Origin of the sequence: Muriicola marianensis (genome assembly GCF_014638095.1) — a bacterium.
Classification (GTDB): Bacteria; Bacteroidota; Bacteroidia; order Flavobacteriales; family Flavobacteriaceae; genus Muriicola; species Muriicola marianensis.
In genome coordinates, this window is record NZ_BMFH01000001.1 from 1,559,674 (window position 1) to 1,573,711 (window position 14,038).

Below are 14,038 nucleotides of genomic sequence, written 5' to 3' on the forward strand. Positions count from 1 at the left end.
CTATGAGTCGAAATGTCCTATTTACCTGTCTTATCCTGGCGGCAATCCTCCCGTTAGGATGCAAGAACAAAGTACAGGAAACTGAGCCCGGGAACGGGAGATCTGAGGAAATGATCACCCTGTCAACAGTACAATTTGATGAGGGCCAAATGCAACTCGGCTCCCCGGAGGAGCGCGATTTTCCCAACATTGTTCAGGCTACCGGCATGATCGATGTGCCTCCCCAGAACAAAGCTGTGGTAAGTGCCATTCTGGGCGGATATATCAAAGAAACTCCACTTCTTATAGGAGATGAGGTCAAAAAAGGACAGACGCTGCTGGTCCTGGAGAATCCGGAATTCATCAGCTTGCAGCAGGAATATCTAAAGGCCGGGCAAGATCTCAAATTCCTGGAATCAGACTATGAGAGACAAAAACAACTGCTGGCAGAAAATATCTCCTCTCAAAAGAGTTTTCTCAAGGCAGAAAGTGAGTACAAAGGAAATTTGGCACGTTACAGTGCCCTGAAGGAGAAACTGCTCATGCTGAATTTTTCGCTTCCCGAAATAGAAAGTGGAACCATCAGGTCTACATCGAGGATCTTTTCACCCATTTCAGGCAGCGTCACCAAAATAAATGTCTCAAAAGGGATGTACGTCTCTCCGGCAGACGAGATCATGGAGATCACGGATAATGACCACATCCACCTCGAATTGAATGTGTTTGAAAAAGACATCATGAAACTGAGCAAAGAGCAACCTATACACTTTACGATCCCCGAGGCTTCTGATGAAGTCTTTGAGGCCCAAGTCTACCTGATAGGTACGCATATTGAGGCGAATCGCACGGTGAAGGTACACGCCCATCTGAAGGAAGAGGACCACCACAGATTCTTAACCGGGATGTTCGTTGAGGCCGGTATCATTACTTCCCAGGACAAAAAACTTTCCCTACCGGATGCCGCTATTGCCGGGATTGATGACACCAATTACGTACTCAGGCTTGTTGAAAAAAAGGATGACGGCTATGTGTTTGAAAAAGTAAGGATAGAAACCGGGCAAAGTTATGGGGGATTTACGAGCGTAGAATTTGAAGCTGCGGGAGATGAGGATGAGACCTACCTTGTACAGGGAGCCTTCTCACTCTTGTCAAACGCTATGTGAAAACGACTTAGCCCAGACCCACATCAAGGGCCATCATAATGATAAATCCGCCGATAAAGCCCATGGTGGCGATGTCTGTATACTTATCCTGCTGAGTCTCCGGGATCACCTCTTCAACCACCACAAAGATCATAGCACCTGCTGCAAAGCTCAGGGCGTATGGCAAAATAGGTTGAAAAGTGAGTACGGCCCAGGCCCCTAACACGGCGGCAATAGGCTCGACTATGGCCGAAGACTGACCGTAAGTGAAACTCTTTAGCCTGCTGAGCCCCTGCCTGCGCAAAGGCATGGCAACGGCAAAACCTTCCGGGAAATTCTGCAGCCCTATTCCCAGGGCTAAGGCTACGGCTCCCCCTATATTGGCACCTTCGAACCCTGCGGCAACACCGCCGAATAAGACCCCTACCGCGAGGCCCTCCGGAATGTTGTGCATTGTGATGGCCAGGGTCAGGAGGGTGGTCCTGTGCCAGGGAGTTTTGATCCCTTCGGTTTCCTTGAAGTTGATATGTACGTGAGGCAATATCTTATCCAGCCCGTAAATAAATGCAGCCCCCAGGAGAAATCCTACCGCAGCCGGTATCACTTTTACGAACCCTTCACCCTCACTCATCTCTATCCCCGGAGCCAGCAGACTCCAGAAGCTGGCGGCCACCATCACCCCTCCGGTAAATCCCAGCATCCCATCGAGTACCGCCCGGTTCATGGTCTTAAAAAGGAAGACCAGGGAAGCACCGGCAGCGGTCAGGCCCCATGTAAAAAGGGTTGCATACAGTGCCCCCAGTACCGGGTTGATCGATTCGAAATACGCAATTACCTGTTCCATCATTCCGATTCTTGAGTTACGATAAGGTTTGAGGCGATGGTATGGGACAACTGGAGTTTCCTCCCGCCGATCTGTACCCGGATAGAATCGTCAAAATCCTCTTTCTCCGTTACCTGGATACGGTCTCCGAGAGCGATCTGGTTTTTATCCAGGTATCTTAAAAAAGAGGCAGATGAATCCCTTACGCCAATACAAACCCCGGAGGTGTTGATCTCCAGATTACTGAGCAGTTTAGATTTGCGCGACTGCACTTCCCCGTTCTTGTCAGGAATAGGGTCCCCATGGGGATCTACTTTTGGGTAGGCCAGGAACCTGTCGAGTTCATCGATGAGTTTTTCGCTTTGGATATGTTCAAGCTGTTCTGCGATCTCGTGTACCTCGTCCCAGGAAAAATTCATTTTCTCTACCAGGAAGGTCTCCCATAACCGGTGTTTCCTGATGACCATCAACGCTTTACGGACGCCGGATTCGCTGAGGTTTACTCCCTGGTACTTCTTGTACTTTAAAAACCCTTTTTCTGAAAGGCGCTTTACCATATCCGTAACAGAAGAAGGTTTGGTCTGCATCTCCTCGGCAATCGCGTTGGTGGAGATCACGCCGGGATTTTTCCTGCCCAGGTGGTAAATGGCTTTCAGGTAATTTTCTTCAGACTGCGTCATATACTTTTCAATAGAACAAAAATACATTTTTATTTGTAAAAACATATTTTTAGCTTTGTCTAAATATTTATTTTTAGTCATGGGTACTTCCATCATGGGAAAATGGGTTGGGGTGATGCTGCTGTTCTTGTGTTGTGGCTTACCGGTACACGCCCAAAAGGCGAGTATCTCCGGTCGGGTCACCTCAGAATCCAAGCCCGTTTCCGATGTAAATATCAGGATCAGGGGTACAGGAATGGGTACATCCAGTGATGCCGATGGTCTGTACCGCATCGAAAAACTAGAAATTGGACGCTATGTCCTCCTGGCCTCTGCCATAGGGTTTGAACCCTTTTCGACGGAGATCGACTTGACTTCCGATAAGGACCTGGTACTTGATATTTCTCTTTCCCCTTCTGTTGAAACCCTGGATGATATTGTTGTCAGCGGGACACTAAAACCGGTAAGGCGCCTTGAAAGTCCTGTCCCTGTGGAAGTCTATTCCCCGGCCTTCCTTCAAAAGAACCCAACCCCCAACGTGTTTGAGGCCCTGGCAAACGTCAATGGGGTCAGACCGCAGGTGAACTGCAACGTCTGCAATACGGGCGACATTCACATCAACGGGCTGGAAGGTCCTTACACCCTAGTGCTGATCGACGGTATGCCCATCATCAGCGGACTCGGCACCGTTTACGGCCTTTCGGGTATTCCCAATTCCCTGATATCCCAGGTAGAGATCGTCAAAGGGCCGGCTTCCTCCCTCTATGGGAGTGAGGCCGTTGGAGGCCTCATTAACATCATTACCAAACACCCCCCTGAAGCCCCGGAGCTTGTGGCAGATGCCTATGTTACGGGCTGGGGGGAGTACAACCTCGATGTCGGCTCCAAACTGGCGCTGGGAGACAAGACCTCCCTGCTTTTGGGATTGAACTATTTCAACTATGATATCCCCATAGACAACAACGGGGATAATTTTACGGACGTCACCCTCCAGGACAGGATCTCCCTTTTTCAAAAGTGGAATTTTCTGAGGCCTAATCGACGTATCTTTTCCCTGGCAGGGCGCTTTCTCTATGAGGACCGATGGGGAGGTGAGATGCAATGGACACCGGAATTCAGGGGGGGAGATCAGATTTACGGAGAGAGTATTTACACCAGTCGATGGGAGTTTCTGGGGAAATATCAGCTTCCGGTTGATGCCCCGCTTATGCTTTCCTTCTCCTATACCAGCCACAACCAGAATTCTGTCTATGGTAATACCACCTACCTGGCCGACCAGCGAATCGGATTCGGGCAGCTGACCTGGGGTCCCGTCCTGGATTCTCACGACCTGCTTCTGGGTCTGGCCATGCGATACAACTACTACGATGACAACACTCCGGCCACCGCAACGGTTCAGGAAAATAATCCGGACGAGGTATGGATCCCCAGCCTTTTTGTCCAGGATGAGATGAGCCTGGGTGAAAAACATTCCCTCTTACTCGGCTCGAGGCTGGATCTGGACCGAAGGCACGGTACCATCTTCACCCCCAGGCTGGCCTACAAGTGGAAGGTTACGGAATCAGATCTCTTCCGGCTGAACGCGGGGACCGGATTCAGGGTAGTAAACCTCTTTACCGAAGATCACGCTGCCCTGACCGGGGCACGGGAAGTGGTGATCAGGGAAGAACTCGATCCCGAGCAGTCGTATAATGTCAACCTGAATTACTCCAAAAAAATATACAGCTCCGGAGGTACTTATCTCAACTTCGATACTTCCTTATTCTATACCTACTTTACCAATCGTATCATTCCGGATTACGAGACCAATACAGATCAGATCATCTATGACAACCTCGACGGGAACTCCATCTCGAAAGGGATCAGTGCCAATGTGGACCTGGCCCTGCCAAGCGGACTAAAATTCCTTGTGGGGGCTACCCTCATGGACGTTTCGAGCACTGAAGATGGGGTTAGGACCCGGCAGATCCTGACTGAGCAGTTCACCGGGACCTGGAGTGTTTCCTATGAGATCCGTCCCCTGCGTCTTGCCCTGGACTACACCGGAAATTTATATGGCCCCATGCGTCTTCCCCTCCTTGGTGACCTCGATCCACGGAGCGAATACTCCCCCACCTGGAGCATTCAAAATATACAGTTCACCTATTCCGGTTTGGATAATTTTGAGATCTACGGAGGTGTCAAGAATCTGCTGGACTGGACTCCCAACAGGAGTGCCCCTTTTATCATTGCCAGGGCGAATGATCCCTTCGACCGGAACGTGACCTATGACGCTGACGGACAAGTGGTCGCCACCCAGGATAATCCCTATGCCCTCACCTTTGACCCCACTTATGTCTACGGTCCAAACCAGGGCATTAGGGCTTTTGTGGGTCTGCGGTACCGCATGTAGAGTACCGGCAAATTCGTACCTTAGCGCTTCTCAAGTGGTCCATGAAAGAATTCGACTTCATCATAATTGGTGCCGGGGCAGCAGGGCTCATGCTCGCCGATGGATTGGGAAAAGATCCGGCTTTTAGGGACAAACAGATCCTTCTTCTCGATAAGGACTCTAAAAACAAGAATGACCGCACCTGGTGCTTCTGGGAAAAGGGAAAAGGCTCCTTTGACGAGATCGTCAGTAAACGATGGGATCATATTTATTTTGGAGGAAAAGAACACAAAAAGTCCTATGCCATCGCACCTTATTCGTACAAGATGGTGAAAGGCCTGGACTTTTATCGCCATTTCCTGCCGAGAATTTCGTCCTATCAAAATGTGCATTTCCGTCAGGAGGCAGTAACCTCCATCACTGAAGAATCAAACGGAACCGCAACGGTAGAGACCCCCACTGCCAGCTATCGCGCCAAACAGGTGTTCAACAGCTCGTTTTCTTATAAAAGCCTGGGCGAGAATCCCAAGTATCCCATCCTACAACAGCATTTTATCGGTTGGTTCGTCAGGACCAAAGAACCAGTATTCAATGCCGGACAGGCCACGTTTATGGATTTCTCAGTGGATCAGAAAGGGAATACACGATTTATGTATGTCTTGCCCTTTTCAGAAAAGGAAGCCCTGGTGGAATATACCCTTTTCTCCACTTCCCTGTTAAAGGACGAGGAATACGAGCAGGCGATCAGGGATTATATGATGACAGAATTCAACAGTCCGGAGTACGAGATTACTGAGAGGGAAAAAGGGAGTATCCCCATGACCTGCTACGACTTTTCACAGCACAATACGGACCATATCTTCTATATCGGGACCGCCGGGGGATGGAGCAAACCCAGTACAGGGTATACTTTTATGAATACGGCCAAGAGAACGAAGGCTTTGATACAGCATCTGAAGGAGGGAAAAAACCTGTCTTACTTTCAACAAAAAAGCAGGTTCTGGTATTACGACCTGTTACTGCTCAACATACTTTACAGGAGAAACGATTTGGGTCGATCTATTTTCGAGTCCCTGTTCCGGAAGAGAAAACCTCAACTCATTTTAAAGTTTTTGGATGAGGAAACCACATGGTACGAGGATATCTACATCATGATGGCACCAAACCCAATCCCCTTTATCAAATCTCTTGGTCGGCATTTACTCTGGGCCTTTTCGGGCAAGAAAAAACAGTGGTAGCTTTTCCCTCTAAACCTTCCTCCCCATCAGGTCCTTTCCAAAATCCATAAGGATCTCCTTCTTTTCCTCAGGGAGGTCAAGGGCTTTGAGACAGGAGAATGCCCGGGCCGTGTAATCGGAAATGGCTTTTTTAGTGTCTGCCGTAGCACCGGTCTGAGAGTAAATCTCCTTCACCCGATCGATCTTTTTATCAGCTTTCTTCGGTTGGATAGAAAACAGGTCTTTTAATTCCCTCCCCTGGGAATCATCCCCGAGTTCCAAAGCTTTGAGGTAGAGGTAGGTCTTTTTATTCTCAATGATATCTCCCCCTACCTGTTTGCCGAACTTCTTCGGGTCTCCGAAGGCGTCCAGGTAATCGTCCTGTAGCTGGAAGGCGATACCCAGGTTCAGGCCAAAATCATAGATCTTTTGCTGGTCCCCTTCTGAGGCTCCTGCAGTGATCGCACCCATTTTCACGGCTGCTCCAACCAGTACAGCCGTCTTGTATTCGATCATCCTGAGATATTCCGGGACTGTGACATCATCCCTAGTCTCAAAATCCATATCGTATTGCTGACCTTCACAAACCTGCACAGCCGTCTCACTGAAAACCCTAGTAAGCTCTCTGAATACTTCAGGAGGATAAACTTCCAGGAACCGGTATGACTCAATAAGCATGGCATCCCCGGAAAGGATCCCCGTGTTGAGGTCCCACTTCTTGTGCACCGTGGTCTTTCCTCTTCGCAAAGGCGCTTCATCCATAATATCATCGTGGATCAGGGAGAAATTGTGGAAGTATTCTACAGCCATGGCAGCATCCATGGCACGGCTGTAGGTCCCTCCGAAAAGCTCGGATGAAAGCAGGGTCAGGGCCGGCCTGAGACGTTTTCCTCCCAGTTTGAGTATGTAAAACATCGGGTCGTACAGTGACCGGGGCTCACGGGTACCCATCCCTGAGTAGAGATGTTCTTCAAATCTATCCCTGTAAAATGAAACGGATTGCATGGGCAATTTTTTTTCAAAAATAGAAGAAAACTAAAGAAAGGGATTTTTCCTTCCCCTTAAAAAATCAGAAAAATTTTCCCGGAGCAGGGGAATGTTAATTAAACGTAAAACTTTGGAAACTTTTTTTGTTTTTAAAGTTTCCGAAATATATTTGCCTCCTTATGAGAGAAAAGATTCTGGATAAAGCGACCGATATGTTCCTGTCTCTGGGCTTTAAAAGCGTGACCATGGACGACCTGGCGCACGAGATGGGAATGTCTAAAAAGACTATCTACTCCCATTTCGACAATAAGACCAAATTAGTAGAGGCCTGCGCCAACAGCCTGTTCGACCAGATATCCCAGGGGATAGATGCGATCTGCAGCATGCAAAAGAACCCGATCGAAGAGCTTTATGAGATCAAGAAATTTGCCATGAAGCACCTGAAGGACGAAAAGGCGTCTCCCCAGTTTCAATTGCAGAAATACTATCCCCGTATCCACAGCGCCATGCGCATGAAGCAATTCGACCTTATGCAGACCTGCGTAGTAGACAATATTAAAAGGGGAGTCGAGCTGGAGATCTATCGCTCTAACCTCAATGTGAATTTCATTGCAAGGATCTATTTTACCGGGGTTACCAGCATCAAGGACCACACCCTATTCCCTGAGGACGAGTTTCCAAAGACCAAGCTAATGGATGATTATCTCGAATACCACCTCCGTGGGATCGTTACGCCTGAGGGGCGTAAAATTCTAAATCAAATTATTCAATCTAATCAGGAATAAATGAAACGGACCTGTTTATTTATCGCCTTATTTCTCATGTATTCCCTGCAATACGCCCAGGAAGAATCGGCATCTTTCACCCTGGATGAGGCCATTGCTTTTGCCCTGGAAAATAATTACAGCGCTGTAAACGCCGATAGGGATATCATTGATGCGCGTAAGCAAAAATGGGAGACCATAGCCTCCGGACTACCACAGATCACAGGAGACGTAAGCTACCAGAACTTCCTGAAACAACCCGTATCACTGATCCCTGCAGAGTTTTTTGGAGGTGAACCCGGTGAGTTTCAGCCTATCGTCTTTGGCCAACCCCAACAGGCCACCGCAACGGCTACTGTCCGGCAGCAGATCTTTGACGGGTCCTATATTGTGGGTGTTCAGGCTACCAGGGCCTTTCTGAGCTACAGCCAGAACAACAAGGAGAAAACCCAGCAGGAAGTGCGAAAGGCTGTGGTTGAAGCCTACGGAAATGTATTGCTGGCAAGGGAGTCTGTGAATATCCTCAACAACAATCTGGAAGCCCTTAGAGATAACCTTTATGAAACCCGCAAGCTATACGAAAATGGCCTGGCTGAAGAAGAAAGCGTAGAACAACTTCAGATCACCTTTTCGACTGTTGAGAGCCAGTTGAGCAATGCGCGACGGCTGGAGGGTATAACCCTGCAAATGCTGAACCTCGTCCTGGGCCTTCCCCTAGATACTGCAACCCAGCTGAAGGAAAACCTGGATGATCTGGCACAGTCCTACGTAGACCCAACCCTGATTGACTCTCCATTCGTCATGGAAAATAATGTCGATTACAAACTCGTCAACAACCTGAACGAACAGCGGTATTTTGAACTGAAATTGGCCAAGAGCAGAGCCCTGCCTACCCTGAATGCTTTCCTAAACTACGGGTCGACAGCCTTCAGCGATTCCTTTACCTTTTTTGACAGCGATCAGCAGTGGTTTGATTCCTCCATCCTGGGATTCGATCTCAGCATTCCCATCTTCAGCTCTTTAAGGCGGAGCGCAAGTACGCAAAGGGCAAAGATAGCCCTGGAAAAAGCCCGGACTCAGTTAAATGAGACCCAGGAGAAGATCAGGTTGCAACTGGAAAAAGCCAAAAGCGATTATCAGCTCGCAATAGAACAATACGAGACCACTCAGGAGAACCTCGACCTCGCTGAACGGATCGAAAGAAAAAATCAGATCAAATACAAGGAAGGAATCGCCTCAAGTTTTGAACTCAGGCAAGCACAGACACAATTGTACAGCGCCCAGCAGGAGTACCTCCAGTCCATGGTAGACGTGATCAATGCTAAAACTGAACTGGAAGTAATCGCCAACAACAAATAAGAACAATACAAATCCACAGACCAAAATGAAAACGAATATTCCAATCCTGGCCCTTTTGACCGTATTGATGTCCTGCGGAGGGAACCAGAATGAATCCATTGACAGCCTCATTGCCGGTGGGGATCTCGAAGCCATCAGGAGTAAAAAGGCCACTCTCACTGAAGAGATGAAAGCGATCAATGATCAGGTTCAGGCCCTGGATTCTGTTATCTCCATCCTCGATGCAGACACGAAACTGCCTCTTGTCAATACCTTCGAGGTAAGACCTCAGCAATTCGAGCATTTCCTTGAATTGCAGGGGGATGTTGCAACCCGCCAAAATGTATTGATCTATCCCGAAATGGCAGGAACTCTGGAATCCGTCTATGTCACGGAAGGAGACAGGGTGGTCAAAGGACAATTGCTCGGCAGGATAGATGACGGCGGAATGGCCAGTCAGCTGGAACAACTCAGGGCCCAGGCAGCATTGGCAGAAACCACCTATGAGCGTCAGAAGAGACTTTGGGAACAAAATATAGGGTCAGAGATCCAGTACTTGCAGGCAAAGACCTCCTATGAAGCAACCAAGAACAGTGTTGAACAGGTAGAACGGCAATTGAGCAAATCTGCTCTCAGAGCCCCGTTCAGTGGCATCATCGATGATGTGATCAAGGATCAGGGGACCGTGGTTTCTCCCGGGCCCGGGTCAGAGATCTTCAGGATCGTCAACCTGAGCAATATGTACATCACCGTAGATGTTCCCGAAACCTATGTCGGAAGTATAGACAACGGCACCAAAGCCAGGGTGTACTTCCCGGTTTTGGGGGATTCTATCCAAACCCAGGTAAGGCAAGCAGGAAATTACATCAACCCCAATAACCGTTCCTTCAGCGTAGAGATTCCGGTACCCAATAAGGAGGGACGGGTAAAACCCAACCTGACCGCCAGGGTGATGATCAACGATTACACCAATCCCGAAGCTCTTTTGGTTCCACAAAGTGTGATCTCTGAAAATGCTGAAGGAGAACAATATGTTTTTATTGCCGAAGATCCCACCGAAGATATGAAAGGGACCGCGCGAAAACGCGTTGTGACCACCGGTAAGACCCAGGGCAGGTTTGTTGAGATCCTCGGAGGCCTGAAGGCAGGAGAGCTCATCATACAGGAAGGGGCCAGAAGCGTCAAAGACAACCAGGACGTTCAAATCTTAAAGTAATTCAGGTATGAGCAGACAGAAAAAAAACGTCGATAAGGAGTTCAGACCTTCTTCCTGGGCAATTGACAACCCTTCGGTGGTCTATGTGATGATCGCCATCTTTCTCTTCATGGGATACGGAGCCTACATGGCCCTGCCCAGGGAAGACTTTCCGGAAGTAGTGGAGACCAAGGTCTATATCAGTACCCCTTATCCGGGGAATACGGCCGAGGATGTGGAGAGACTGATCACGGACCCCCTGGAGGACCGTATCAAGAATGTGAGCAACCTGGTAGAACTCACCTCCACTTCTCAGGAGGATTACAGCATCATCACAGCTGAATTCGACGAGGATATCACAGTTGAAGAGGCCAAGCAAAAGGTGAAGGACGAGGTAGATGCCGAGAAAGCCGGGGAGGACTGGCCGCTTTTTAACGGAGCAAAGGTAGAGCCCAACGTATTCGACCTTAACCTGGCCGAACAGATCCCCATCATCAACATCAATTTTACGGGCGACTATCCCGTAGAAAAACTGAAGGAATACGCCGAGTATCTGGAAGATCGGATCGAGGACCTGCCCCAGGTTAAAGAAGTGGATATACGAGGTGCCCAGGAGAAAGAGGTGGAAGTAGCCGTTGACGTCTACAAGATGATGGCAGCCAAGGTGAGTTTTCAGGACGTGCTCCAGGCCATTTCCAACGGCAACATGACCATGTCTGCCGGAAATCTCAAGACCATCAATCAGAGACGAACCATCAGGATCTTGGGCGAGATTCAGGATCCACAGGAACTCAATGATTTCGTGGTCAAATCTGAGAACGGGGCTATTTACCTCAAGGACATAGCCAAGGTGACCTTTGATGAAAAGGACAAAACCACCTTTGCTCGTGAATTTGGCGACAACGTAGTGATGCTCGATGTAAAGAAGCGTTCAGGAAGAAATACTATAGAAGCCATCAACGAGATCAAGGCGATCGTGAAGGATGCAGAGGATAATTATTATCCCAAAGACCTTACCCTGACCATCGCCAACGATTCATCGAGCAGGACTTTAGGGCAGGTAGACGACCTGGTGAATAACATCATCTTCGGGATCATCCTGGTGGTGACTGTCCTCATGTTCTTTTTGGGATTCAGGAATGCCCTTTTTGTGGGGTTCGCCATCCCCATGTCTATGTTCCTTTCTTTTGTGATTTTGTCATGGCTGGGGTATACCCTGAATACCATGATCCTCTTCGGACTGATCATGGGGCTCGGGATGTTGGTCGACAACGGGGTTGTGGTGGTCGAGAACGTATACCGCCTTATGGAACAGGAAGGGATGTCTCGAATCGCTGCAGCTAAAAAAGGGATAGGTGAGATCGCATTTCCGATCATCGTCTCTACCCTGACCACCGTGGCTGCTTTTGTGCCCCTGGGACTTTGGCCGGGAATATTCGGGCAGTTCATGATCTACTTCCCGATAACACTTTCCGTTGTACTGGGTTCTTCCCTTTTTGTGGCCATTTTTATGAACTCTATGCTCGTTTCGAGGTTTATGGAAGTGGGAGACAAGGAACTCACCCGCAGACAGCTGATCCGGGTGAGTATCATCCTGGGTGGGCTTGGGCTTCTCATCCTGATCTTCGGAGGAAGTTTGCGCGGGCTGGGCAGTCTGATGATCCTCAATGCCATTCTTTTCTGGGCTTACAAATACGGTATCAAGAAATGGGCAAAACGGTTTCAGAATACAGCTTTGGTCCGTTTTGAGAATTTTTATGAGCGACAGATCAAATATTCACTCAGAGGGAAAAACGTGTACTGGTTTGCAGGGATCACCGGATTGCTGCTGGTAACTACCATCATGCTCTTTGGTATTTCACTGGGAAGCGGCAGGACAAAGGTCGAATTCTTCCCGGACAACACCCCCAACGAGATCAATGTCTATATCGAATACCCGCAGGGTACTGCCATTGAGAAGACCAACGAACTCACCAAGGCGATAGAGGATCGGGTCTATGCCGTGGCGAATCAGCCCAAATACAAACAGGGCAACTACAACTTCCTGCTTTCCTCAGGGGTGTCCCAGGTGGGAGAAGGTGCAGGTAATCCCTATACCGATGGGGGCTCTTCTGCTGAAATGCCGCACAAAGGAAGGATCGCGCTTTCCATGCGGGAATTCAAATACCGCAATGGGTTGGATACCGAGCAGTTGAGAAAAGAGATACAGGACGATCTTATTGGTATTTATCCCGGCGTATCCATTTCCGTGGAAAAGGATGCCGTCGGGCCACCATCAGGATATCCTATCAATATAGAACTGGAAGGCAAGGACTACGACGTATTGATCAATACAGCGGAGAATATCCGAAACTTTATCAACCGGAAGAACATCGCGGGGATCGAAGAGCTGAAAATCGATGTCAATAAGGGCAAACCTTCTATGAACGTGCAAGTAGACCGGGAGAAAGCCGGAGAATTGGGCGTGAGCGTAGGGCAGGTAGGCCAGCAGTTAAGAAGATCCCTCTTCGGAGAGAAGGCAGGGGTTTACAAGGTCGATGGAGAGGACTACGACATCAACGTTCGTTTTAAGGAGGATCTCAGATATGACAAAAGTGCCCTGTTCAACCAGAATATTATTTTCAGGGACCAGGCCACAGGACAGATCAAGGAGATACCGGTATCAGCTGTTGCCAGTCAGAAAAACACCTCCTCCTTCAGCGCGATCAAACACCGGGACAGCAAAAGAGTCGTCACGGTCTATTCCGGACTTAAACCCGGGTTTTCGGATGCAGGAGCTGTGGTCGCCGAGATCCAGAAGGAGATGGAGAACTTCCAGGACCTGCCGGAGGACGTTAATCTCGACTTTACGGGGCAGATAGAAGAGCAAAACAAGCAAATGCAATTCCTGGTCGGCGCATTCTTTTCAGGACTCGGACTCATTATGCTCATCCTGATCTTCCAGTTTGGGGGGATCTCCAAACCTGCCATCATCATGACAGCGATTTTCCTGAGTTTTATCGGGGTCTTCGGGGGCCTGATGCTCACCGGATGGCCTTTTGTGATCATGATGACCATGATGGGGATCATTGCTCTGGCAGGTATCGTGGTGAACAACGGGGTGGTTCTCCTCGATTATACCCAAATCCTGATCGATCGGAAAAAGGTAGCACTCGGACTGGATGATTATGACCTCCTACCCATGAAATATGTGACCGAGGCTATTGTTAAAGGTGGAAAGGCGAGGCTGCGTCCTGTGATCCTGACAGCAATAACTACTGTCCTGGGACTCATCCCCCTTGCCGTAGGACTGAATATCGACTTCTTCTCCCTCTTCTCAACAGGGGATCCAAAAGTCTATGTGGGAGGGGATAATGTGATCTTCTGGGGGCCTCTGGCCTGGACAGTGATCTTTGGTCTGATCATCGCCACCTTTCTTACCCTGATCATCGTACCCGTATTATTCAATATCACGTACCGGATCAAACTGTATTTCCGGCCGAGCAGACTGGAAACCACAAAAGAAAAAGAGATCGAGCTCGCAGCATAAAAAAAGGCCGCCCAAAAAGGCGGCCTTTACATTT

10 protein-coding genes are annotated in these 14,038 nt (G+C 48.9%); 7 read left to right on the forward strand and 3 right to left on the reverse strand.

Features of this window, described 5'->3' with window-relative positions:
- Window positions 1-2 precede the first annotated feature (2 nt).
- Window positions 3-1,142, forward strand: coding sequence for an efflux RND transporter periplasmic adaptor subunit (locus tag IEV19_RS07095; RefSeq protein WP_188369958.1), 1,140 nt, complete (start codon window positions 3-5; stop codon window positions 1,140-1,142).
- 7 nt (window positions 1,143-1,149) lie between these two features.
- Here the strand turns inward: IEV19_RS07095 and IEV19_RS07100 are convergent, their stop codons facing one another.
- Together IEV19_RS07100 and IEV19_RS07105 are read right to left on the reverse strand one after the other, a co-directional pair.
- A complete protein-coding gene (locus IEV19_RS07100; protein WP_188370753.1) occupies window positions 1,150-1,965 on the reverse strand; it encodes a ZIP family metal transporter in 816 nt (271 codons plus the stop codon).
- Window positions 1,965-2,624, reverse strand: coding sequence for a metal-dependent transcriptional regulator (locus tag IEV19_RS07105; RefSeq protein ID WP_188369959.1), 660 nt, complete (start codon window positions 2,622-2,624; stop codon window positions 1,965-1,967). Before IEV19_RS07105 ends, IEV19_RS07100 begins: the two co-directional genes overlap by 1 nt.
- 79 nt (window positions 2,625-2,703) lie before the next feature.
- On the opposite strand from IEV19_RS07105, the gene IEV19_RS07110 reads away from it, so the two are divergent.
- Together IEV19_RS07110 and IEV19_RS07115 are read left to right on the forward strand one after the other, a co-directional pair.
- Window positions 2,704-4,995, forward strand: a complete 2,292-nt coding sequence (locus IEV19_RS07110) for a TonB-dependent receptor (protein ID WP_373284812.1) — start codon at window positions 2,704-2,706, stop codon at window positions 4,993-4,995.
- Window positions 4,996-5,036: 41 nt separating this feature from the next.
- Complete coding sequence (locus IEV19_RS07115; RefSeq protein WP_188369960.1) at window positions 5,037-6,212, forward strand: lycopene cyclase family protein; 1,176 nt, start codon at window positions 5,037-5,039, stop codon at window positions 6,210-6,212.
- A gap of 9 nt (window positions 6,213-6,221) precedes the next feature.
- Here IEV19_RS07115 and IEV19_RS07120 read toward each other — a convergent pair whose 3' ends face one another.
- Window positions 6,222-7,196 (reverse strand): polyprenyl synthetase family protein, encoded by a 975-nt coding sequence (locus IEV19_RS07120; RefSeq protein ID WP_188369961.1) that lies wholly within the window; start codon window positions 7,194-7,196, stop codon window positions 6,222-6,224.
- Window positions 7,197-7,357: 161 nt separating this feature from the next.
- Between IEV19_RS07120 and IEV19_RS07125 the strand changes: the two genes are divergently transcribed.
- From IEV19_RS07125 to IEV19_RS07140, 4 genes are read left to right on the forward strand one after another with little or no spacing between them, the layout of a single operon-like run.
- A complete protein-coding gene (locus tag IEV19_RS07125; RefSeq protein WP_188369962.1) occupies window positions 7,358-7,963 on the forward strand; it encodes a TetR/AcrR family transcriptional regulator in 606 nt (201 codons plus the stop codon).
- A complete protein-coding gene (locus IEV19_RS07130; protein WP_188369963.1) occupies window positions 7,964-9,301 on the forward strand; it encodes a TolC family protein in 1,338 nt (445 codons plus the stop codon).
- Window positions 9,302-9,326: 25 nt separating this feature from the next.
- Entirely contained in the window at window positions 9,327-10,496 is a 1,170-nt protein-coding gene (locus IEV19_RS07135) for an efflux RND transporter periplasmic adaptor subunit (protein ID WP_188369964.1), read from the forward strand.
- 7 nt (window positions 10,497-10,503) lie between these two features.
- Window positions 10,504-14,004 carry an efflux RND transporter permease subunit gene (locus IEV19_RS07140; protein ID WP_188369965.1) on the forward strand — a complete coding sequence of 1,167 codons (3,501 nt, stop codon included), beginning with the start codon at window positions 10,504-10,506 and terminating at the stop codon, window positions 14,002-14,004.
- The last annotated feature ends 34 nt before the right edge of the window (window positions 14,005-14,038 follow it).